At 58.0% G+C, this 23363-nt stretch carries 19 protein-coding genes, 2 tRNA genes and 1 riboswitch; of the genes, 17 read left to right on the forward strand and 4 right to left on the reverse strand.

What is annotated here, in order from left to right; all coding sequences use genetic code 11:
• Window positions 1-42 precede the first annotated feature (42 nt).
• Window positions 43-145, reverse strand: a riboswitch (TPP riboswitch).
• Window positions 146-295: 150 nt separating this feature from the next.
• The 4 genes from EKL15_RS12810 to gap all read left to right on the forward strand — a co-directional run bounded on the left by EKL15_RS12810 (window position 296) and on the right by gap (window position 4255).
• Window positions 296-1318, forward strand: coding sequence for an LLM class flavin-dependent oxidoreductase (locus EKL15_RS12810; RefSeq protein ID WP_060420422.1), 1023 nt, complete (start codon window positions 296-298; stop codon window positions 1316-1318).
• 13 nt (window positions 1319-1331) lie between these two features.
• A complete protein-coding gene (locus EKL15_RS12815) occupies window positions 1332-2066 on the forward strand; it encodes an SDR family NAD(P)-dependent oxidoreductase (RefSeq protein ID WP_203089623.1) in 735 nt (244 codons plus the stop codon).
• 126 nt (window positions 2067-2192) lie between these two features.
• Window positions 2193-3167: a GlxA family transcriptional regulator gene (locus EKL15_RS12820; protein WP_049234372.1), complete on the forward strand. Its 975-nt coding sequence runs from the start codon at window positions 2193-2195 to the stop codon at window positions 3165-3167.
• Between the two features lie 77 nt (window positions 3168-3244).
• On the forward strand, window positions 3245-4255 hold the full coding sequence (gap, locus tag EKL15_RS12825; RefSeq protein ID WP_102984427.1) for a type I glyceraldehyde-3-phosphate dehydrogenase: 1011 nt from the start codon (window positions 3245-3247) through the stop codon (window positions 4253-4255).
• 54 nt (window positions 4256-4309) lie between these two features.
• Here the strand turns inward: gap and EKL15_RS12830 are convergent.
• Both EKL15_RS12830 and mtfA read right to left on the reverse strand, forming a co-directional pair.
• Window positions 4310-4385 (reverse strand) — tRNA-Asn (locus EKL15_RS12830).
• Between the two features lie 99 nt (window positions 4386-4484).
• Window positions 4485-5285, reverse strand: a complete 801-nt coding sequence (gene mtfA / locus EKL15_RS12835; protein WP_038872331.1) for a DgsA anti-repressor MtfA — start codon at window positions 5283-5285, stop codon at window positions 4485-4487.
• A gap of 92 nt (window positions 5286-5377) precedes the next feature.
• Here mtfA and EKL15_RS12840 point away from each other — a divergent pair.
• Window positions 5378-5467: transfer RNA gene (locus tag EKL15_RS12840), tRNA-Ser, on the forward strand.
• 159 nt (window positions 5468-5626) lie between these two features.
• Here the strand turns inward: EKL15_RS12840 and EKL15_RS12845 are convergent.
• Entirely contained in the window at window positions 5627-6376 is a 750-nt protein-coding gene (locus EKL15_RS12845) for a helix-turn-helix domain-containing protein (protein ID WP_203089626.1), read from the reverse strand.
• 219 nt (window positions 6377-6595) lie between these two features.
• On the opposite strand from EKL15_RS12845, the gene EKL15_RS12850 reads away from it, so the two are divergent.
• The 5 genes from EKL15_RS12850 to EKL15_RS12870 all read left to right on the forward strand — a co-directional run bounded on the left by EKL15_RS12850 (window position 6596) and on the right by EKL15_RS12870 (window position 13965).
• Window positions 6596-8686 (forward strand): TonB-dependent siderophore receptor, encoded by a 2091-nt coding sequence (locus tag EKL15_RS12850; protein ID WP_370593000.1) that lies wholly within the window; start codon window positions 6596-6598, stop codon window positions 8684-8686.
• A gap of 21 nt (window positions 8687-8707) precedes the next feature.
• Entirely contained in the window at window positions 8708-9547 is an 840-nt protein-coding gene (locus EKL15_RS12855) for an iron-siderophore ABC transporter substrate-binding protein (RefSeq protein ID WP_238423705.1), read from the forward strand.
• The gene (gene fhuB, locus EKL15_RS12860) at window positions 9540-11525 is read left to right on the forward strand and encodes a Fe(3+)-hydroxamate ABC transporter permease FhuB (RefSeq protein ID WP_203089654.1); all 1986 of its coding nucleotides are present in this window, start codon (window positions 9540-9542) and stop codon (window positions 11523-11525) included. Before EKL15_RS12855 ends, fhuB begins: the two co-directional genes overlap by 8 nt.
• Before the next feature lie 43 nt (window positions 11526-11568).
• Window positions 11569-13170: a cyclic peptide export ABC transporter gene (locus EKL15_RS12865; RefSeq protein ID WP_255520544.1), complete on the forward strand. Its 1602-nt coding sequence runs from the start codon at window positions 11569-11571 to the stop codon at window positions 13168-13170.
• Window positions 13171-13332: 162 nt separating this feature from the next.
• Window positions 13333-13965: a helix-turn-helix domain-containing protein gene (locus EKL15_RS12870; RefSeq protein ID WP_038872328.1), complete on the forward strand. Its 633-nt coding sequence runs from the start codon at window positions 13333-13335 to the stop codon at window positions 13963-13965.
• A 57-nt stretch (window positions 13966-14022) separates the two neighbouring features.
• Here EKL15_RS12870 and EKL15_RS12875 read toward each other — a convergent pair whose 3' ends face one another.
• Window positions 14023-14457 (reverse strand): DoxX family protein, encoded by a 435-nt coding sequence (locus tag EKL15_RS12875; protein WP_060420434.1) that lies wholly within the window; start codon window positions 14455-14457, stop codon window positions 14023-14025.
• Between the two features lie 1676 nt (window positions 14458-16133).
• Between EKL15_RS12875 and EKL15_RS12880 the strand changes: the two genes are divergently transcribed.
• The 7 genes from EKL15_RS12880 (at window position 16134) to tssG (ending at window position 23362) form a co-directional block, all read left to right on the forward strand.
• Window positions 16134-17099, forward strand: a complete 966-nt coding sequence (locus EKL15_RS12880; protein ID WP_060420436.1) for an ImpA family type VI secretion system protein — start codon at window positions 16134-16136, stop codon at window positions 17097-17099.
• A 24-nt stretch (window positions 17100-17123) separates the two neighbouring features.
• Entirely contained in the window at window positions 17124-17681 is a 558-nt protein-coding gene (tssB, locus tag EKL15_RS12885) for a type VI secretion system contractile sheath small subunit (protein ID WP_038872309.1), read from the forward strand.
• Window positions 17678-19204, forward strand: a complete 1527-nt coding sequence (tssC, locus tag EKL15_RS12890; RefSeq protein WP_019456177.1) for a type VI secretion system contractile sheath large subunit — start codon at window positions 17678-17680, stop codon at window positions 19202-19204. Before tssB ends, tssC begins: the two co-directional genes overlap by 4 nt.
• A 231-nt stretch (window positions 19205-19435) precedes the next feature.
• Window positions 19436-19960, forward strand: a complete 525-nt coding sequence (locus EKL15_RS12895) for an Hcp family type VI secretion system effector (protein ID WP_004935369.1) — start codon at window positions 19436-19438, stop codon at window positions 19958-19960.
• Between the two features lie 81 nt (window positions 19961-20041).
• Window positions 20042-20488, forward strand: a complete 447-nt coding sequence (locus EKL15_RS12900) for a type VI secretion system baseplate subunit TssE (RefSeq protein WP_038872306.1) — start codon at window positions 20042-20044, stop codon at window positions 20486-20488.
• Window positions 20489-20499: 11 nt separating this feature from the next.
• Entirely contained in the window at window positions 20500-22341 is a 1842-nt protein-coding gene (gene tssF / locus EKL15_RS12905) for a type VI secretion system baseplate subunit TssF (protein ID WP_089186154.1), read from the forward strand.
• On the forward strand, window positions 22334-23362 hold the full coding sequence (gene tssG, locus EKL15_RS12910) for a type VI secretion system baseplate subunit TssG (RefSeq protein WP_084827572.1): 1029 nt from the start codon (window positions 22334-22336) through the stop codon (window positions 23360-23362). Before tssF ends, tssG begins: the two co-directional genes overlap by 8 nt.
• The last annotated feature ends 1 nt before the right edge of the window (window position 23363 follow it).

Here is a 23363-nt window from a genome sequence, read left to right on the forward strand (position 1 = left end):
GAGATCCGGGCACGCTGGGGTATGAACAGGCAACGGGTGAGAGCGTTGTTGCCTAACCGTCCCTTCGCTGGCATGACCCAGATCAGGTTCAAAGGGTTCGGCTTGCGCCATCTCAGCCCGTAACAGGACACCCCTCGGAGCTGCTTGTTATACGACATTTGTTTTTTGATTACAATCGCCGGGCGGCGCAGCGGCAATCGGTTCGTTTAGTGCGATCGGGGGCGATTTTGCTGGCGCAGAGCGCGCGATTTTTGTCACTGTAGGCCGATGATTTTGCCTTTGAGGACGATTCCCGATGAAAAAGATTGGTTTTCTCTCGTTTGGCCACTGGTCGCCTTCCGCCCAGTCCGGCACCCGTTCCGCGGCGGATGCGCTGCTGCAGTCCATCGATCTGGCGGTTGCCGCCGAAGATCTGGGGGCGGACGGCGCCTATTTTCGCGTACACCACTTTGCACGCCAGCTGGGGTCGCCGTTCCCGCTGCTGGCCGCCATCGGCGCCAAAACCCAACGCATCGAGATCGGCACCGGCGTGATCGACATGCGTTATGAAAACCCGCTGTACATGGTGGAAGACGCCGGCGCGGCGGATCTGATCGCCGGCGGGCGGCTGCAGCTCGGCATCAGCCGCGGCTCGCCGGAGCAGGTGATCGACGGCTGGCGCTATTTCGGCTATGCCCCGGCCGACGGCGAGACCGACGCGGACATGGCCCGTCGCCATACCGAAGTGTTCCTGGAAGCGCTGCGCGGCGAAGGGTTCGCCGAGCCCAATCCACAGCCGATGTTCCCGAATCCGCCCGGGCTGCTGCGGCCGGAGCCGTTTTCCGCCGGGCTGCGCGATCGCATCTGGTGGGGCGCCGGTTCGAACGCCACCGCCGTCTGGGCGGCGAAGCTCGGCATGCACCTGCAAAGCTCGACGCTCAAGAACGACGAGACCGGCGAACCCTTCCACATCCAGCAGGCCAAGCAGATCCGCGCCTACCGCGCCGCCTGGCAAGAGGCCGGCCACGCGCATGAGCCGCGGGTTTCCGTGAGCCGCAGCATCTTCGCGCTGGTGGATCAGCGGGATCGCAACTACTTCGGCGGCGGTGGCAAGGAGGGCGATCAGCTCGGATATATCGACGCGCAGACCCGGGCGATCTTCGGCCGCAGCTATGCCGCCGAGCCGGACGTGCTGATCGAGCAGCTGGCGCAGGACGAGGCCATCGCCGAAGCGGATACGCTGCTGCTGACCGTGCCTAACCAGCTGGGCGTGGATTACAACGCCCACGTGATCGAATCGATTCTAACCCATGTCGCGCCGGCGCTCGGCTGGCGCTAAACGGAGGAGTGACATGTCACGCATTTTCATTACCGGTTCGGTAGACGGGCTGGGCCGCGCCGCCGCGCAAACGCTGTTGGACGAAGGGCATCAGGTGATTTTGCATGCGCGTGAGCCCGGCCGTTTGGACGCGGTGCGCGATCTGCTGGAGCGCGGTGCGCAGGCGGCGATCGGCGATCTGTCCGATGTGCAGCAGATCCGGCAGCTTGCCGAGCAGGTCAATCGCCTCGGCCGCCCGGACGCGGTGATCCACAACGCCGGTATGTTTACCGGGCCGCAGGTGATGCCGGTGAACGTGATTGCGCCTTACCTGCTGACGGCCCTGATCGAACGCCCCAAGCGTATCGTCTACCTGAGCAGCAGCATGCACTTTGACGGCGTGCCGGAACTGAACGGCGTAGACTGGCTCGGCGGCGCTGCGGGCTCCTATTCGGACAGCAAGCTGTTCGTCACCGCGCTGGCCGCCGCCGTGGCGCGCCTGTGGCCTGACGTGATCAGCAGCGCGGTCGATCCCGGCTGGGTGCCGACCAAAATGGGCGGCGCGGATGCGCCCGACGATCTGGCGCTGGGGCATGTGACGCAGGCGTGGTTGGTGACCAGCGATGAGCCGCAGGTCCTGGCGTCCGGCGGCTATTGGCACCATCAGCAACGGTTCGATCCCCACGCGGCGGTGCACGACGAGGCGTTTCAAACGGCGCTGCTGGCGCAGTTGGCGCGCGCCGGCGGGGTGAACCTGCCGCAGGCTTGAGGGCAGTGCTTTGTTGGCCCGTCGGTGCTTGCCGGCGGGCTTTTTTATGCTTGCAGGGTGAACCGGCGAGGCTTTTCTTATACAGTGGCTGTCTGACCTGTTTTGCTCGTTCTTCTTATTATCGCCATGCATACATTCCTGATTATCGTCCCTGAAGGGGGCATGCTGTTCGAAGCGGCGGGCATCGCCGATATCCTGATGCAGGCTAACCGTCTGAGCCCTGCCGAAGCGCCGCTGTATCAGATCGCGGTCGCCACCACGCAATCCCACCGGGTGGTACACGGCCTGTCCGGGCTGAGCCTGTTGGCCGACCATCGCCTGGCGGATCTCGATCCGGCCCTGCCGCGCGATACCGTCATTGTCGCCGGCAAGGGGGCGACCGAAGAAGAGGGCGCCCTGGTGGCGGATTGGCTGCGCCGCGCGGCCCCGCAGGCGCGCCGTATCGCTTCCGTTTGCGGCGGGGCTCTGCTGCTGGCCGAAGCCGGATTGCTGGACGGGCGGCGGGCGACTACCCACTGGCGGCTGGCGGAAACGCTGCAGGCGCGCTTCCCGCGGGTGCAGGTCGAGAACGGCCCGATCTACGTGCAGGATGGGCCGATTTGGACCTCCGGCGGCGTCAGCTCCGGCTTCGACCTGACGTTGGCGCTGGTGGAGGACGACTACGGCTTCGTGCAGGCGCGCGAAGTGGCGCAGGATCTGGTGATGTTTCTGCGTCGCCCCGGCGGGCAGGCGCAGTTCAGCCGCTACCCGCTCAACCAGGCCAAATCGCCGGGCCCGATCCGCGACCTGCAGTCCTGGATCCTGGAAAACCTCGCCGACGATCTCAGCGTCGATCGGTTGGCCGAACGCGTGGCGATGAGCCCGCGCAACTTTACCCGGGTGTTCACCCGCGAGACGGGCATTTCTCCCGCCAAATTCGTCGAAGAAGGGCGGTTGCATACCGCCAGGCAGCGCCTCGAGCAGAGTGCGGAGGGCATCGAACAGATCGCGCTGGCCACCGGTTTCGGCAACGGCCTTAACCTGCGGCGGGTGTTTGAGCGCAAACTGCAGCTGACCCCGAGCGAATACCGCGAACGCTTCCACGCGCGCAATTTGGCGTAAATTGATCGGTAAACGTCATTTACGCCGCCTCGTGGCAGGGCTAGATTTGAGGCAAAGCCCAAAACGAGGAGAGCATCATGGTGAAAGTAGGCATTAACGGCTTCGGCAGGATCGGGCGCAACGTGCTGCGCGCGGCGCTGGGGCGCAGCGATTTTGAAGTGGTGGCGATCAACGATCTGACGGACAGCAAAACGCTGGCACACCTGCTGAAATACGACACGCTTTCCGGCACGCTGGCGGCCAGGGTGGAAGCCGGTGACAACCAGCTGCTGCTGGACGGCCGGCCGATTCAGGTGTTTTCGCAGCGCGATCCCGCCGAGATCCCGTGGAGCAGCGTGGGCGTGGACGTGGTGATCGAAGCGACGGGCTTCTTTACCGATAAAGCCAAGGCGGAAGTGCACATCACGCACGGCGGCGCCAAGCGGGTGATTATCTCGGCGCCGGCCAAGAACGACGACATCACCATCGTCATGGGGGTTAACGACCAGCTCTACGATCCGGCGCTGCATAAAGTGGTCAGCAACGGCAGCTGCACCACCAACGGGCTGGCACCCGCCGCGCAGGTGCTGCATCAGGCGTTCGGTATCGAATACGGACTGATGAACACCACCCACGCCTATACCAACAGCCAGGCGCTGCACGATCAGCCGGAAAAAGATCTGCGCGGCGCGCGGGCGGCGGCAGAGTCGATCGTGCCTTACTCCAGCGGCGCGGCCAAGGCGCTCGGCAAGGTGATCCCGGATCTCGACGGCCGCCTGACCGGTTACTCGCTGCGGGTGCCGGTGCCGGTCGTCTCGATCGTCGATCTGACGGTGACGCTGAAACGCCCGGCGACGGTGGAGGAAATCAACGCCGCTTTCCGCGCGGCGGCGGCATCCGGCCCGCTGAAAGGAATTTTGGGCTACAGCGATGAACCACTGGTGTCGAGCGACTACCGGGGCGACGCGCGCTCATCGATTATCGATGGTTTGTCTACGCTGGTCATCGGCGGCAACCTGGTGAAAGTGCTCGCCTGGTATGACAACGAATGGGGGTTCTCCAATCGGTTGGTCGATCTGGCGCTGCTGATGGAAAAACGCGGGTTGTAAATGCCCCATAGCAAAAAGCCCGCTTAAGTTTCCTTAAGCGGGCTTCTCTAAATATGGCTCCTCTGACTGGACTCGAACCAGTGACATACGGATTAACAGTCCGCCGTTCTACCGACTGAACTACAGAGGAATCGTGTGAACGGGGCGCATGATATCCAGCGGCCCCGGGTGTGTCAACGCTAAATTGCCTTGAGTGGTGCGACTGCTCGGTATCTGAGCAATGTGTCCATCAATCAGCCCATTGCGCGTCGTTCTCCGCCTGGCTGCGCAGCAGGCGCGCCAGCGGATCCTGGCGGTAGAAGCGGCAAAAGTGCTGATACAGCGCCGGGAAGCGTTCGGCCAGCAGCTCGGGGGCGCTGAAGAAATACTCCGACAGCACGGCGAAGCACTCGGCCGCATCGGTGGCGGCGTAGGCATCCATGCTGGCGGCCTCTTCACCGACCATGTCTATCTCGTCCTGCAGGCTTTCCATCGCGGCGTGCAGATCGTGCTCCCAGGCGGCCACCTCGCGCAGCGGGATCGGCGGCACGCCGGTAGCGACGCCGCCGTTGCGCATATCCAGTTTGTGCACTGCTTCGTGGATCACCAGATTGAAACCAGAAAGATCGAAAGAGTCCTGCACGTCTTGCCAGTTGAGCACGATCGGCCCCTGTTCCCAGCTTTGGCCGGACTGCACCACCGGCCCCGAGTGCACCAGGCCAATTTCGTCCTGCCATTCGTCTTCCACCACGAACGGAGTGGGATAGAGCAGAATTTCGTTGAAGCCGTCGAGGCACTCCGCGCCGAGTTCCAGCACCGGCAGGGCGAACAGCAGGGCGATGCGCGCCTGCATTTGCGAGGTGAGCTGCAGCCCCTGCAGCGGCACGATGCGCTTTTGCTGCAAGATCTGCCCGGCAACGGCCACCAGCCGCTGCTGCTCCTGCTCATTCAGCGGCGAGAGCAGCGGGATCGCCAACGCGTCCTGCCACTGGGCCTGAGTGTCTGCCTGGGGTTGAGAGGGTTGAGTCGCTTTCCACGGCCATTTAATCATCAGGTTGCTCGTAAACTCATCACTTGAACGTTCAGCGGTATGCTAATGCTGTAAAAATGCCGTAAAAGCGGGCATGATAGCAAGCGTTGTTAGGAGAGATGCCGGAGCGGCTGAACGGACCAGTCTCGAAAACTGGAGTAGGGGCAACTCTACCGGGGGTTCAAATCCCCCTCTCTCCGCCACTATTCAATCACTTACGAATAAATCTTTCAACGATCCCCATCACAGATAGCGCTGGCCTGGCGCCAAATCACTGAACGACAATCCACTGCCTGCCGTTGATTTTCAGCGTGTATTTGCGCGCCATATTGGCATTCCGTCATCTGAAGCTTGCCCGACTTTCACGCTTCCAGCGCGCTGTGAATATAGCGTTGCGGCGATACGCCCAGTTTTTTGCGAAACATGGCGATGAACGCGCTAGGGCTGGCGTAACCCAGTTCGTGGGCCAGTTGACCCACGGCTACGCCGCGCGCCAGATTGCATACCGCCTCCAGCAGGCGAATTTGCTGGCGCCATTCGGAAAAGCTCAGCGCGGTCTCTTCGCGAAACAGCCTCGCCAGGGTGCGTTCGCTGGCGCCGACCTTTTTCCCCCACCAGGCGAGCGTTTCGCCATGGCCCAATTCGCGGCACAAAGCATCGCATACCTGGCGCAGGCGCCGGTCGCTCGGCAGGGTCACGTGACACAGTTGGCCTGTCTGCATGCGTTGAAACTCATCGCTCAGCAGATTTTGAATGAGCGTAAGCCGTTCGGCGGAAATGGTGTTTTCAAGCCCGGCGGCAATCAGGGGATGTAGCAGGGGAGTGGCGCTCAACCCCTGGGGGCGTGCGCCATAGCGACGAGAAAAGGGCGGCGTAAAATAGATGTTGTGCGTCACGACGTCATTGATGGCTTCCAAACCGTGCGGTGTGCCGCTGGGGAGCCAAATGGCGCGGCCCGGCGAGAGCAGCCAGATATGCTGCGCGGTGGCGATTTTCGCCACGCCGCGCAGCGGCAAAATCAGCTGCCCCTGCTCATGCTGATGGACGGGCTCTTGGCTGCCGGGGCTGTAGCGCAGTTGACGCAGGCCTTCAATACCGTGATGGGATGTCATGTTTACCTGCCTCTGTCCGGTTCTCACCATTTGTGCCTATTGCTGCGATAACGGACAACGTTTGTCCGTCTGGCGACATCCTGACTGTCGGTAGCGCCATTCTGCCATGAACGGGCTTCTCTTTTAAAGTTGAATAATTATCATTTCCATCAAATTCTACTAACAGTCGGAAAGGCGAAGAGACAGATGGGCAAATTTTTCAGGGAAAAACCGTTGAAAGTGCTGGTATATACGATAATCGCAGGCTATAGCGGGCAAGCCTTTACCGCGGATGGCGGGCAGAATACCACAAAAGAAGAGACGCTGGTGGTGAGCGCGGCGGCGTCTCAGGATCAGGATGACGAGAGCACGCTGGTGGCGCACGGCGCCGCCTCCGCGACGAAGTCAAACCAGCCGATTAGCCGCACTTCACAGAGCATCTCTGTGGTGACGCAAGCAGAGATTGACGCGCAAGCGGCGAAAAACGTCCCGCAGGCGCTGCGCTATGTTTCCGGCGTCAACTCGGAGAGCGCCGGGCCGGATACCCGTTTCGACACCATCATCGTGCGCGGTTTTGAAGCCGACGAATACCTTGATGGCCTGCGGCTGCCGCGCGAAGCGTGGTGGAGCCGTCCGGCGTGGGATCCGTTCCTGCTGTCGCGCATCGAAGTGGTCAAAGGCCCTTCCTCGGTACTGTATGGCCAGGCGAATCCCGGCGGGATCGTCAACCTGGTCAGCAAAACGCCGCAGGCGACCCCGTCCGGTGAGGTGTATGTCAGCGCGGGCAACGAAAATCAGTTTGGCGCCGGCGTCGACGCCACCGGGCCGCTGAACGATAACGGCACGCTGTTGGGGCGCGTGGCGGGGACCTTTTTTGATACCGAAACCCAGGTCGATCATACCCGCTATCAGCATTATGACATCGCGCCGTCGCTGACGTGGCAGCCGGATGCGCACACCAGCCTGACGATTATTTCGCAGCTGCGCAAAGATCCGGACAGCGGATTCTACAACCAGATGCCGCTTTCCGGCACCTTGACGCCCAACCCGTACGGCCACATCTCGACCCGTTTTTACGGCGGCCAGCCGGGCTTCGACAAGTACGAACGCCAGCAGGGCAGCATCGGTTACCAGTTCCGGCACGATTTCAACGATACGGTGACTTTCCGCCAGAATCTGCGTTACCTCAGCAGCACCGGCGACTATCTGATGGTCTATCCATGGGGTGTGCATGCGGATGCGCCGCTCATCGATCGCTATTCGATGAACCTGAAGGAGAGCATGACCAACTTCGCGGTGGATAACCAGGCTGAATTCCACTTTGATACCGGTCGGGTGAAACATACGCTGCTGACCGGGATTGATCGCATGCATACCTCGGTGCGCAGCCAGTCGGGCTACGGCGACGCCAGCCCGATTAACTTCCTCAACCCGGACTATAGCGTGCCGGTGGCCATACCGCCGCTCGACAGCAGTACGCACAATACGCTCGATCAAACCGGGCTCTATCTCCAGGACCAACTCGAACTGGGGAGCTGGATCCTGAACCTGGCCGGCCGCTACGACGCGGCGAAAACCAAAAGTATCGATCTGCTGAACGACGCTCGTACCGAGCGCAGTGACTATGCAACGACCGGGCGCGCCGGGCTGCTGTACCACTTCGATAACGGATTGGCGCCTTACATCAGCTATTCCACGTCGTTTGTGCCGAGCAGCAGCAATGACTTTTACGGCCACGCCTTTAAACCGACCGAAGGCAAGCAGACGGAAGTGGGGTTGAAATACGATCCGGTCGGGCTGGATGCCTTGTTTACCCTGGCGTTGTACGACCTGCGGGAAACCAACGTGGCGACCGCCGATCCCGATCACCCGAACTTCAGCGTGCAGACCGGCGAAGTGCGCTCGCGCGGAGTTGAGCTTGATGGCCGCATCAATATCACGCCGGCGTGGTCGGTGCTGGCATCGTACAACCTGACCGATCCGAAAGTGCTGAGTGCCAACGACGATACGCAGGGCAAGCGTCCGGTGGGCATTGCGCGCAATACCGCCAAGCTCTGGAGCCAGTATGCCTTTGACGGCGCGCTTGACGGTGTGACGCTGGGCGGCGGCGTGCGCTATGTCGGCACCAGCTACGCCACCACGGACAACGGCCTGAAGGTGCCGGCGGCCACGGTCTACGATGCGCGCGTCGGCTATCAGTGGCGCCAATGGCAGCTAGCGCTGAATGCCGCCAATCTCGGCAACAAAACCTATCTGGCTTCCTGCTCCAACAATGGCTGCGAGTATGCGCTGAAACGCCAGTACATCGCGACCCTCAGCTATAAGTGGTGACTGATGCTGTCGCGACGCAGGTTGTTGACCGCTCTCCTGTTGGCCCCGCTTTACGCGCGGGCCGACGCCGGCCGGCCGCCGCAAAAGCTGGCCGTGTTGGATTGGGGACTGACGGAAATTCTGTTGGCGCTGGGGGTGACTCCGGCGGGCGTCTCGGCGCCGGATTGGTATCGCAAGCTGATCCCGACGCCTGCGCTGCCTGCGTCGGCGTTGGATCTTGGCCTGCTGTTCCAGCCCAATCTGGAAACGCTGTACGCACTGCGGCCGGACGCGATTGTCATCACGCCGCAGCATGCGTTGCTGAAGCCGGCGCTTGAACGCATCGCGCCGACGATCGCGCTGCCGGCTCATGGGCTGGCGGAACTCATCAGCGCCGCCCGGCAATTGGGCGAACGGCTTCAGCGGCAGCCTCAGGCCGCGCAGATATTGGCCAGCCTGAACGGCAAGCTGAGCCGCGCCTCGCTGCTGGCGCGGCAGGTTGAACGTCCGGCGCTGCTTGCCGCCCCGGTAGATGCGCTGCACCTGCGGGTCTACACCGCAGGCAGTCTTCCCGGCGACGTATTGGCCGCCTGCGGGCTGCGCAACGGATGGCATGGCGGCGCGGGAGCGGAAGGCAGCGTGCTGGTGGAGCTGACCCGCATTGCCGATCTGAATGCGCGGCTGATGCTGTTGACGCCTGACGATCAGCGGGAGTCGGTGTCTCAATGGCGCCAAAGCCCGCTGTGGCAACGTCTGCCGCTGACCGCAGCGCACAACCTGAACCTGATAGAAGAAAACATCAGCGATGCCGGCGCCCTGATAACCGCTGGGCGCTTTGCCGATATTTTTACCGGGATGATGATGAGGTGGCGTGATGCATGAATCTTTTTCCCGCCGTCTTTCCTGGGGGGTAATCGCCGCGTTGTGGCTGACGTCGTTGCCGTTGGCGCTGACCGATATTCATCGGCAGGGCGGCATTGTCGCGTTGTTCTCCGAGCATAATCTCGATCCGGCGGCCATTATCCTGCATAGCATGTGGTTGCCGCGTCAGGGTATGGCGATGGTGGGGGGCGCTACGCTGGGGCTGTGCGGCTGGTTAATGCAGCGTGCGCTGCGCAATCCCTTGGCGGAGCCGATGACGCTCGGCATGACCGCCGGAGCGACGTTGGCGATGGGGCTGGCATCGTTGTGGCTGCCGTCGCTGCTGGTCGGCGCGCGCACCGCCGTGGTGATTGTCGGTGAGATTGCGGCGCTCGCGTGCGTGCTGGCGCTCAGCTGGCGTCAGCGCATGTCGCCGCTGGCGATGGTGCAGGCGGGCATCATGATCAATTTGTGGTGCGGGGCACTGACTTTGCTGATCGCCATTATCAACGATCGCTTTTTACTTCAGGTGCTGATGTGGGGAGGCGGTTCGCTGGCGGTGGAAAACGGGCAAATTCTGCTGCGGATGTTGCCGTGGCTCGCCGTCTGCGTAGTGGGCCTGTTGTTCTTGCTGCGCCCGCTTGAACTGCTGCAACTGCCGGAAACCGTGGTCAGCAGCCTCGGTGCATCGCCGGTGCGCATCCGCGCCGCCGCGGTGCTGCTGGCGCTGACCATGAGCGCCCTCATCATTAACGCCGTCGGCGTCATCGGTTTTTTGGGGCTCGCAGCGCCCCATCTGGCGCGCTTTGGCGGCGCGCGAACATCCCGGCAAATGGTGCTGCATACGGCGCTCATCGGAGCGGGCCTGCTGTGGCTGACCGATCTTTGCGTCTCTCGCGTGTCGTTGGAGAGCGGTCAGCTGCTGCCCGTCGGCATGCTGACCGCCCTGACCGGCGGCCCGTTGCTGATGCTGTTGGCGCGTTTTGCACGGCAGCAAAGCATCGATCTTGCGCCGCCGTTGCCGGTGTCGCAGACCTCGCATCAACGACGGTTCATCTGGTTGTCGGCCGGCATTCTGGCTGCGGGGATCGTGGTCTCTTTATGTTTCGGCCATGGATTGCAGCATTGGCACTGGGCGGAAAGAGGGGAGCTGGCGAACCTGCTGCCATTGCGATTGCCACGACTGCTGGCGGCGGTGAGCGCCGGTGCGCTGCTGGCGGGGGCCGGCGTGTTGATGCAGCGGGTGAGCGGGAACCCGCTCGCCAGCCCGGAAGTGCTGGGTATCGGCGGTGGCGCGGCCATGGGGGTTACGGCCTTCGTGTTTTTGCTTCCCGCTGGCGGCAGTGGCTGGCTGTTGGCGAGTAGCCTGGGGGGCGCGCTGATAAGCCTGTTGCTGACGTTGTGGAACAGCCGTCGAAGCGACTTTAATCCGCAGCGAGTATTGCTCAATGGTTTGGCGCTGAATGCACTATGCCAGGCCGCGGTCAGCATCGTTATGCTCAACAATCTTGCCGCAAGTGCGGTGTTGTTGCCGCTGATGACGGGCAGTACCTATTACGTCGGCGCGTCGTTGGCCCAAGGTGTGTTTGTCATCACGCTGCTTCTCCTGGCGCTGATGCCGCTGTTCCGCCGCTGGTTGGTGCTGTTGCCGATGGGCAACGTCGCCGGCGCGCTCGGGGTGCCACTGCCGCGCGCACGTTTCAGCGTGTTGGCGATGGCGGCAGTCATGACCGGGTTGGCGACGTTGCTGGTCGGCCCTGTGTCTTTCATCGGCCTGCTGGGGCCGCATCTGGCGCGCAAGATGGGCGCGAAAGGGCCGCTGATGCAGCTCTATACCGCCGCGCTGTTGTCATCCGCCATCATGACCGTTGCCGACTGGCTGGGGCGCAATGCGCTCTACCCGCGCCAGCTGCCGGTCGGGTTGGTGGCGTCGCTGATCGGCGTCCCCCTGCTGGTATGGCCGTTAATTCGTAATAAGACATCCCGGTCAAAACCATAAAAAGTGTGAGTATGAGCAAGGAATTTGCATGTCGGTATTAATGATGTTGTTTCGTATGGTGCGCGGTTGGCTACTGCTCGCCGTGGTCGCCGGTGTCGTCAGCGGGCTGTGCAATGCCTCTTTGCTGGCGATGATCAATCACGGTCTGACGCAATCCAATGAGGCTTCATGGCTGAGTCCGGGAGGCGATTTTGCGTTACTGACGCTGTTGATGCTGGCGGCGCGCGTGGTTTCTCAAACCACGTTTATGGCGCTGGGACAAAAGGTGAAGGCGCGCTTGCGCAGCGAACTGGTGCAAGACGTCAGCGAAACGCGCTGGCTGCTGTTGGAGAAAGCGGGAATGGCAAGAACGCTGTCCGTGCTGACACAGGATCTCGATACGCTGGTGGTGTTTTTCGTCAACCTGCCCAATCTGCTGATTTTCGGCGCCGTTATCGTTGGCTGCCTGATTTACCTTGGCAGCCTGTCATTGAGCGTACTGGCGCTGGCATTGGCGGTGATTGTCTGCGGCAGCTTGGGCTACCGCGCCGCGCACGGCCCCGCGATGCGTTTGTTGCGCCGATCGCGTCAGCGGGAAGATACGCTGATTCAGCAATGCAAAAAATTGTTTGACGGCGCGAGGGAGTTTCGGCTTAACGCGGTGCGTCGCCGTCAATTCGTCAGCGGTGAACTGGCGCAAAATATTGACGCGGTTCGCCGGGAGAGAACCCGCGGTTATGTGTTGTACGGTTTGGCGAGCAGTTGGGGAAGCGCGTTGTTTTTCGCTTTCATCGGCCTGGTGTTGTTCAGCTTGCGCGACGGGCTGGCTTTGGACGAGCGGGCGCTTACCGGCTATATCATGGTGTTTCTGTATATGATTGTGCCGGTCGAAGGGCTGTTATCCGCGCTGCCCACCCTGGCCGGTGCGCGGGTGGCCATGCAGCGGGTACAGTCGCTGCGCGCGCAACTCAGGCCCGAAGTTCCACAGCGCCATTTTACGCCCCCTCCTTTTGCTTCGTTAGCGTTGGATAATGTCCGTTACCAATATCAGAACGAAGAAGGGGAGCATTTCACCCTTGGCCCGCTGAATATGCACATTGCGCCCGGTGAACTCATTTTTATCGTCGGTGGCAATGGCAGCGGCAAGACGACGTTGGCGAATCTGCTGGTGGGAATTTATCCTCCCGATAACGGCGCGATTTTGCTTAACGGCGAGCCGGTCAGCGACGATCTTCTGGAAATATACCGTCGGCATTTTTCGGTGGTGTTCAACGACTTCTTTCTTTTTGACGATGTGGCGTTCGTCACTGAGCGCACGCCAAAGCAGGTCGAACATCTGCTGCGCCTGCTGAAGTTAAGCCATAAAGTCAGTTTTGCCCACGGCCGTTTTTCAACAATCGCGCTCTCTCAAGGGCAGAGAAAACGGCTGGCTTTACTGCAGGTGTGGTTGGAAGAGCGCCCGGTTTATCTGTTTGATGAGTGGGCCGCCGATCAGGATCCGGAGTTTAAGGCGGTGTTTTATCTTGAACTCTTGCCGATGCTGAAGGCCGAAGGCAAAACGGTCATCGCGATTACTCACGACGATCGCTATTTCTACCTGGCGGATCGCATCATCAAGCTGGAATCTGGGCTGGTGGTCCCATCGACGCATGGCGTGCCGTCATGATGCACATTGCTTTCACCCAGCACGATATTGGGCTTTTTTCCCTCATGCTTGATGATTCGCCCCGGCTGTCCTCTGCACAGTGAACGCGGTGATAGTGTACTGTTGCCCGCGGGTAAGGTAATTTGCTGATGGCAATGATGACTGACGCGGGGGCTAACGGGCATGAACGAGAAAATCGACTATCACATCGAGAAATACCATTTCGCGCCGCTGGATGAGGCCCCCAGACTCGCGCACCAGTGGAGCGAGGTGCTGAACGAGTGCCGCGAGACGCAGGCCGGAGCGGAGGAGCGTCTGCGCATTGCGCTGCTCAACGTGGATTATGTGACCAGTTTCGAACTGCCTTTCCGGTTATTGCTGGTGCGGGCGCCGCAGCTGATCGCCGGAATACGTGAGGAGCTGCCGCTCAGCCAGAAGAATGTGGTGTTCAACGGCAAGCGTTTCGGCTGCGTCTACAGCCTGAAAAGCGATTTGAGCGGCGTGCCGGAGGCCTTTCAGTACAGCCTGTCGACCCGCATTCACCGCCGGGCGGCATCGGGCGTGGACGCGCTGCCATACCGGGAAATCGCCAAGGCGCTCAAGGCGCCGCGTGAGCGGCTCAGGTTGGCGCTCGAGCAAGGGCTGCCGGTAACGGCGCTGGACGGATTGTTCTGGTTCGGCATCCAGCGCATTGCCGCCGAGGTGCGCAGGCTAAGAAAAACCGGCATGGCGATCGTGACGGCGGAAACGGAGATCTTCGACACCCTGACCGGCACCACGCGCAAGGTCCCGGTGTACCGCCTGGCCGAGAGTTAATTGTCGTTTCCGCACAGAGGTGGTTCGAATCAGGAACCTCCTTAATCATGGTACCGCTTACCGATAGGCTTCATTGCGCGCAATCGCGTATTTGCCGCTGCCCAGCAGCAGGATGGCAAGCCCGCCCATAAAGAACACCAGTTCGTTTTCAATGCCCCAGGCGCCGACGTCGGTAACGGTGAATACCTTGCCTGTGCCCACCATCAAAAACGCCACCACCAGCGTAAAGGCGTAAACCAGCGCGGCGGGGCGGGTGAACAGCCCCAAAATGATCAGTATCGGCGCCAGGATCTCGCCCACGTACACGCCATAGGCGATGAAGGCGGGCAGCCCCTGTTCCTGCAGCGCGCCGGCGATCCAGCCGACGCCATGCTGAATTTTCGCTACGCCGTGAAACAGCATCAGCCCGCCGAAGGTCAATCTGAGCGCCAACTTGCCGGCGTCCGGGCGATCAAAAAGACGAGTGAATGCCGCATTCAGTGATTTAACCATGGCCTTTTCTCCTGAATAGGAATGATTTTCAATCAATGTACCAGTCAGGTGAATGCGAAAGATGTCCTGGATCAGTAAAACGGTGGGCTTCGCGCCGACTTTTCGCGTGAGGTGGAGGGATAGTTGAAAGGCGGCGGCTCTCTCAGGGTGCGCACGTTCAAGGCGGCAGGGGAGGTTACGTTCCGCTTTTTCACCCGCAGTAACATTCTCACACCGGCTGAACGTAGGGTAAAAAAAGTCTCTGGGCCGTTTTCATGCGTTACCTGGTTATGCCGCCGCACATTCTCTTTATGTCTGTTTTTACCCCCGGAGTCGCGGCGGCGGCACTGTGTGAGGATGGCGGCAACATAAAGATCAATAAGGTTTTTTTCCTTAATAATAATCGACGACTCGCGTGTGATATAACCCTATAGGGTTAATCTTGTTTTTATTTTGTACTGCTAACTAATTAGCGGTTCTTTTTCGCCATCTTATTGGGAATTATCTTGCTTATTTTGTTTTGCGAAAGTTGATCCTGTGGGAAGGAATGTTGCCCGTTGCATTTATTTCCGATTTTTTCCTTGTTTTTTGATGTGAATTCAACGGTGAAGAGATTCCGACTGATTTTATGAGTGGCATTATGATCGGCTGTAAACTTTGGTGAACTATTTTTATCAGACTAAAAATAATAGAAATACTGATTTTTCAAGTTATTGAATTGTTTAATAATTGTATATTATTTTGTTAATTTTTTATTAAAAAAATAATATTTTTCCTTGATATTGGTTTTGGCTTTGCTAGTATCAAATTAGTGGTCTTATCAGTTAGGAAAACATCCCTTGAGCATGGAGTGGATCGCTGGCCATAACGGGGTTATCGCCGTCACAAGATTGAAGTGGTTATTTTGCCGGCAGGTGAAATGATATTATTCATACCACTTTATCGAACCCAGCGATTTTTTAGATGCTGACTCAGTGCTGGCCTGGCGTAAAAGAATAGGTCGGTGAATGGGGGATGAATCTTAAGTTAATCTGATCATTACCCTGGGTTAACTATAAAAAATGTGCTTTATCAACCCAGCTGTTTGCGCGCCAATACCGTGTTAGGTGCGCCACGGCGGAATGTTAACTCAGAACCTAAGCTTTAAAATTAATAATCAAAACTCTCGCCAAATTGTTTATTTTCACACCAGGTTTCGCATTTGTAAGTACTGAGTGCTGGAAATGAAAGTCACACTGTCATCGTGTTCTCATGATCATTGCGTGCTACCCGATCGCAAGAAACGAATGACTGTCATGCTTGTATGAAAAAATTTCACTATTTACCATAGTTACCATTTGATTGTTAAATTATTTGTATTCTGAGGTTTTATTGGAATTATCCTACCAACGGAGAAACGTTGTTTTTAGGGCATTTTTTGATTTTTTTCCTATTATTAGCTTGCATAATTATTGTTTTTAACTTATTGATTTTAAAATGGAAAAATAAATATGTAAATGTAAAATAGTTTAAACCGATCACTGAGTTTTTATTGATAGGTTTAATCTATTATTGTTGTTAATATTAATACATCTAAACAATTTGCGGGCTTGGTGACGACTAATTACGCTAAAAGGACTCTGGGAAAGACTGGCGAATGTAAAAGCCCATTTTTATAGGCTTTATGTTTGTAGTGCTGATGAAAAGGATATCAGGCCATGAATGAAGTCATCTCAACAGCAGTTAACGGCGTCGAATTTGACCCTCGATACAGTGAAATTGAATTCACGTTATCGGAATTTGACAGCCAAACCGATCCGCTGAATGCCGTGGATAATGCACGCGACATCAATTGGCATGCTATTCGCGAGCAATCCGCCGCCTTACTTGAACAGTGCTTCGATTTACATGTCGTGCTGTGGTTTATGCGCGCTAACCTTCATATCGATGGTTTTTCGGCTGTCTATCAAGGCATCACGACTATCGACGGCAAATATGCCGAAGAGGGGAGCACCATTTTCCCTCAGGCCGATATGGAGCCGGCGACGGACAGCTTCCATGCGGCCGCGTTAGGCTGGCTAGCCACCTCGTCCTGCCTGCACGAAATCAAAAACAGCAAGATCTTCCCCGATACGCCGTTAACCACCGATGAACTGCTCAATATGCGAATGGACGAGCAGGAAGGCAAAAGCCTGCATTTTTCGGAAGTGGTGAAGGTGTTGGGGCAGGCTGACAGCTATTTTGCCGGCAGAAATATGCCGTCATTAAAAGAACAGCTGTCGCAGGGAATCGACGCCCTGGAGCGCGTGGAAAACTACGCCAACCTGCAGGCTGAAGATTACCGGCTGGACTGCCGCCAGGTACGCGACTATTTAGCGCTCTTCAGCCGCCAACTGCTCTCTCTCGAACAGCAGGAATTGCCGGAGGAGATCGGCGCTGCGCCGGCCGACGCGGAAGCGGCGGAGGCGCCGGCCACCCTGCCTGGCAAATATATCCGTTCCCGGCAGGATGTCATCTTGCTGTTGGACCAGGTTTTGGACTATTTCCAAAACTATGAGCCCAGCCATCCGGCCCCCATTCTTATTCGACGTTCACAAAAAATGATCGGTATGGACTTCGCGACGATTGTTGAGGAGCTTTTGCCGGAATCTCTGGCCTCGTTAAATCAATTGTCCGGGAAGTAATTTTTCTCACAAAGGAGTTTTCCAATGGCTAAGGACTCAAGCTCTCAGAAATTTATCGGTAAAAATAACGCGCCCCGCGTGCAAATTGAATATGACGTAGAGCTCTACGGTTCACAAAAGAAAGTAGAGTTACCTTTTGTCACGGGGGTCATGTCCGATCTCTCTGGGCATCGGAAAAAACCTTTGCTGCCGATCGAAGAGCGAAAATTCCTGACGTTCGATCAGGACAATTTCAACGATCGCATGCGGGCCATTAAACCTCGTCTTCAATTTTACGTGGAGAATACCTTGAGTGAGGACGATGCGCTGCTGGACGTGGAATTAGAGTTTGAATCGATGGAGGATTTTTCGCCCGGCGCCATCGCCAAACGGGTTCCGCAGATGCAACGCCTGCTGGAGGCCCGCGAACATCTCACGGAACTGATCACGTATATGGATGGCAAATCCAGCGCGGAAGAGGTGGTGAAGAATCTGCTGGAGAAGCCCGATTTTCTGCATCGTTTGGTGACGGATGCACGTAAAACGGTCGCGGATGCGGAACAGGATGTGCAGGATTCCGGGAATAAAGGAGATGAGGAATGAGAGCGAGGCAACGACGCTATTCAGCTAAGCAGCAGGCAACGGCGGTCGCTGAAGTTGAAACGCAGGAAACGGAAAACGAGCTTGACGGTCTGCTCAAGCGTTCGTTCCGGCCCAGAACGAACGAGGCCTCAGAAGCGGTTCGTCGGGCCATCGGCACGCTGTCCGAATATGCCAACCAGGGCAAGGTCAAGGTCAGCCAGGATGTCGTATTGACCATTGAATCGCTGATCGCCCAGATCGACGAGCAGCTTTCGCAGCAGATGAACAATATCTTGCACCATAAGGAGTTCCAGAAGCTGGAGTCCGCCTGGCAAGGTCTGAGTTATCTGGTCGACAATACCAACGTCAGCGAAACGCTGAAGATTCGGGTATTGAACATCAGCCAGGATGAGCTGACGCGCAATCTGCGGCGCTACCGAGGATCGGCCTGGGATCAAAGCCCGGTGTTCAAACAAATTTATGAACAAGAGTATGGCCAGTTCGGTGGCGAGCCGTTCGGCTGCATCATCGGCGATTTTGAGTTCGATCACAGCCCGATGAGCGTGACGCTGCTGACGGAGCTGGCGAAAATTTCCGCCGCCTCGCACTGTCCGTTTATTTCCGCCGCTTCGCCGTCGCTGCTGCAGATGAGCAAGTGGAACGAATTGGGCAACCCGCGGGATATCGGCAAGATTTTCACCACGCCGGAATACGCTTCCTGGCGCCGCCTGCGCGAAAGCAACGATTCGCGTTATCTGGTGCTGACCATGCCGCGTTTCCTGTCGCGTTTGCCTTACGGTGCGAAGACCAACCCGATCGAAGAGTTCGCCTTCGAGGAGGCCGTCAGGCCGGATATGGATGATGATTTCTCCTGGGCCAACTCGGCGTATGCGATGGGCGTCAACATTAATCGCGCCTTCCATGAGTACGGCTGGTGTTCGAAAATCCGCGGCATCGAATCCGGCGGCTCGGTGGAGGAACTGCCCGCCTACGCGTTCCCTTCCGATGAGGGCGGTTATGAGCTGACGTGCCCGACGGAGGTCGCCATTTCCGATCGGCGCGAGCAAGAGCTGTCAGACGCCGGGTTCTTGCCTTTGGTGTATCGCAAACATTCTGATTTCGCCGCCTTTATCGGTTCTTGCACCATGCATGCCCCGGCGAAATATGAAGATCCGGATGCGACGGCCAACGCCAAGCTTTCCTCCCGGCTGCCGTACATTTTTGCCACGTGCCGCTTTGCACACTATTTGAAATGCATCGTACGCGACAAAATCGGTTCTTTCCGTTCCAGAGACGATATGCAGCTGTGGCTGAATGACTGGCTGATGAATTACGTGGATGGCGATCCTTCCGTGTCGACGGAAGCGACGAAAGCGCGTCGTCCATTGGCCGCCGCCGAAGTTCGCGTTGAGGATGTTGAAGACGATCCGGGTTATTACCGCGCACATTTCTATTTGCGCCCGCATTACCAATTGGAAGGCATGACCGTGTCCTTGCGATTGGTATCAAAACTTCCGTCAGCCAAAAAAGATGGGAGCAGATAAGTCACGGCTGGTCATTGGTTTGGATATTGCCGACGTTAATTATTAAATGGCGTGGGTGAGAATTGATATTTCATTGAAATTTAGCGGCGTTATTCTCTGCGCCATGGCTATTTATTAATGGCTAATGGGTTCCCATTGTCGCTATTTCAATGATTGCGTAGGCAATATAACGACTTATCTGAGTAGACATTTCAATTAACGTAGTAGGACCTATCAGTCAAGGAGACAAAAATGAGCACTAAAGCTTTAGTAGACTATTTTTTGAAGATTGAAGGTGTTGACGGTGAATCCCCTGACCAAACTTATCCGGGATGGATTCAGCTGCAAGCCTGGCAATGGGCGGAGGAAAATGCCGGGCGCTGGGGATTCGGCAGCGGCGGTGGTTCCGGCAAAGTCGAAATGAAAGACTTTGAATTCCGTATGGTAAGCAATAAGGCTTCGCCGAAGCTGTTTCTGATGTGCGCCACCGGCGAGCATATTCCTCAGGCAAAACTTGTTTGCCGTAAATCAGGCCAGGGTCAGCAAGACTTTATTGCCGTGACCTTCAGTAACTGCCTGGTTTCCTCATTCAAGACCGTGGGTAATATGCCGCTGAACTCCACCATCGGTACTGAAATCGATACCGTGCTGCCCACCGATGTTATCAAGCTGAATTTCGCACGTATCGAAGTTGAGTACAAAGAGCAAAACAACGATGGCTCCATGGGTGCGGTGATTAAGACGGGGTATGACCTCAAGCTTAACGCCCGCATCTGATCATTGATGTCGTAACACTTATTGCAGGCCGTCTGCCCGCAGATCTTGCGGGCAGACACACTCATTACCGCGAGGTGTTAAATGAAAGCGTCATTACCCATGCTATTCGATAAGCTCAGCGTGAGAAGTCAAAGCGGCAGCGCCGATAATTGGCGGCGCGTCCTGGTGCGCGATATCGAATTCTTATTGAATGACGCATCGCGCAGCGCAGATTTAAAACTTCACGATTATGCGCACAGCGAAAGCTCGGTATTGAATTATGGCCTGCCGTCGCTGAGCCAACGAATACCGATTAATACCGATCCGCTAACGCTGGCGAGACATATACAAAGAATCATTACGTCTTTTGAGCCACGGCTGGATCCGAAAACGATTCGCGTGGTGCCGGTAGTGAATGAGCGTCAATCGTATGTATTGGCGATCTTATTCGATATCTATGGCACCTGCTCATTACCGGGTGACGAAATGCTGGTGAATTTGCGCATAGCTCTTGATTATTCCTGTGGCGCCGTACACGTATTTGATTAATAGAGGTGACTATGTTCAGTGAGCGTTTTCTCCAATTATATAATGATGAGCTGCGTTATTTTCGCGAGGCCGGCCGTCAGTTCGCCTCTTCGCATCCCCAGGTCGCTCAGCATTTAGGCATGCATATCGACGGCGTGCTGGATCCTTTCGTCGAGCGCCTGTTGGAGGGCTCTGCTTTTCTTTGCACCCGCATCCAGGAAAAGCTGAACAACGAACAGCCAGAATTCGCCTTGCAAATGCTTTCGCGCCTGGCGCCCTTGTGGTACACGCCGGTTCCCGCGATCGCCACCGTCGCGATTAAGCCCGATCTCTCTTTTCCCCAGTGGCATAGCCAGGTCGACCTGCCGCGCGGGAGCCGAATGACCCTGAACGATATCTCGCTGAACAACAAACCCGCCACGTTCACCACGGCGCGGCATATTAAAGTGCAGCCCGTTGAGATTGCACTGGCGGAATGCGAAATCCTGCCGCCTCACCATTTGCCCGACGGTGCCGCCAGGCATATGCAAGACTGTTCGGCCTACGTCAGAATCGGCCTGACCACGCACGGCGTGTTGCCCATCTCGGAACTGGATCTCGAGCCGTTGCACCTGACGTTGGCGGAAGATACGGTGCGGGCCAACCAGCTGATGGCCGCGCTGCTTAATCGCACCTTGCGCATCGTGCTATGGGCGAAAAACGACGATCGGCCGGTCATCAAAGTCTTGCAACCGGAAAGCCTGCGTCTGGGCGGCGTCGGCGACGAAGAGGCGCTGTTGCCCACCGCGGTGGGGGAATTGCCCGGCAACCGCCTGATGCGCGAGTACTTTGCGGCGCCGAGCCGCTTCTTCAGCCTGGAGCTGCATGGCGTGCGGGATTTTCTGCGCCAATGTGAACGCGTCCATGAGTTCGAGATTTTGTTCGCGCTTGAGCAACGCCCGCTTACGCTGATCGGTCGCGTCAACGCCAGGGATTTTCATCTTTTCGCGACCCCGGTCATCAACCTGTATCGCCGCCATTGCTCGCCGGTGCTGCTGACGGGAGAGCGCACGGAGCATCAGCTGGTGGTCGATCGTTTGAACACCTCGCTGTATGAGATTCATAGCGTCAAACAGGTGAAGGGCATGCTGCCCGACGGCAACCCGGTGATTTTCTCTTCGCTGCAGGCCGACGTGCACTACGACTGCGAGCGGGAGCCGGCCGGCTATACGCTGCACCGCCGCCGGGAACCGTCGCCATCCAAATACAACAACCCGCACCTGCCCAACGAAGATACCTTTATCGCCATTTCGCCGGGCAAAAGCGGCATCGACATCGATGACATCACGTCGCTCAGCGTCGAGGCGCTGGTCTGCGAACGGCATCTGGTGCCTGCGCACCTGCAGCAACCGCATTTCCAGCTGGAAACGGCGATGCCGATCCATCAGGTGGAGATCGTCCGCTATCCGAGCAACCCCGTCGCGGTGCCGAACATCAGCCAGGCGTGGCAAGCGATCCAGATGCTGGCCTCCAATCCTTTGCGCCATGCGCGCCCTGACGTGCAGGATTGCTCGGCGCTGTTGCGCGACTGGCTGTCGTTGTTCTGCCATCAGGACGACTCCAGCCAGCGCAAACGCATCGCCAGCATCAAAAACGCCTGGGTGGAGCACCACTTCGAACGCAATCAGGGGCCGGGGCCGCTGGCCTGGATCCGCGGGGCCGAGATCGCCGTCAACCTAAGCGCCAACCATCATGCCGATCACGGCGCCTATCTGTTCGGCAAAATATTGCACCACGCGCTGAGCCAATACGGCGATCTGAACCAAACGTTGAGCATGAAGCTGTTGCTGGATGGGGAAACCCACGCCGACTGGGGGGCGCTCTACTATGGCTGATATGTCGCTGATGCGCGAAACGGCGCTGTCGTTGGAACAGGCGCCGGCGCCGGGGGCCCAAGGCGAAAGCGTGGGCCAGGCCGAAATCCGCGGGCTGTCCAATCGGCAGGATTTCTTCGAGCTGTTGCGGCGCATCGAGCGTGCGCAGCCGGATGCGCCGCGGCTCGGCGTCTCCAACGATCGCAGCCGCGAAAGGCTCTGCATCACTCAGCCGGCGGATATGGGCTTTGCCTCGCGTGAAATCGCCTCCATCGTACAACGCCCTACGCAGGTGCTGATTCAGGCGCGGCATTTCGGCATGTTCGCCCCTTACGGCCCGCTGCCGATCCATGTGACCGAGCATGCGCGCACCGAAGTCATCGCCAGGCGTAATCAGGCGTTCCAGCAGTTCGTCGGCATCGTCAGCCAGCGCTTCGCCGTACTGCATTACCGGGCCTGGGCGCAGCTGAAGGCGATGATCGGGCATGACCATGACGATGACAAAAACCCGTTCTTGCATCATCTGCGGCAGACGGTGGGCGTCGACACCACGTTGGCCGTGAACCCGCATATCCAGCGCCTGCGCGAAGCCTACCCCGGCATTTATCTGCCGGGCCGCCGCTCGCTGCGCCAGCTTAACAAGATGCTGGCGGCCTACTTCGCCGTTCCCATCGAAATTACGCCGCGCTACGCCAAATGGATCGACGACGGCAAAAAAAACGGCAGCCAAAAGCTGGGTAAGCTAGGGAGCACGCGCATCGGTAGCCGCTTTTTCGATGCCCAGTACGGCGCGCATATTCAAATCGGGCCGCTGGGGGCCCCGCATTATCAGCAGTATCAGCGCGGCAGCCGGCGGCTGCAGGCGCTGGTGAGCATCTGCCATGACTTCACGAGCCATCAGCTGATGTTGGACGTCAGCCTGCTGATCGCCACGGAGCCGGGCATGGCGGCGCAGCTGGGCGGCAAGTCGCTGAGTAAAGACAGCTGGCTGAAACCTAAGACAGGGACGTTTAGGCAGCTGGTTTATCAATCAACAACTTAAT

Origin of the sequence: Serratia sp. 4542, from assembly GCF_016805595.1 — a bacterium.
Taxonomy (GTDB): domain Bacteria; phylum Pseudomonadota; class Gammaproteobacteria; order Enterobacterales; family Enterobacteriaceae; genus Serratia; species Serratia nevei.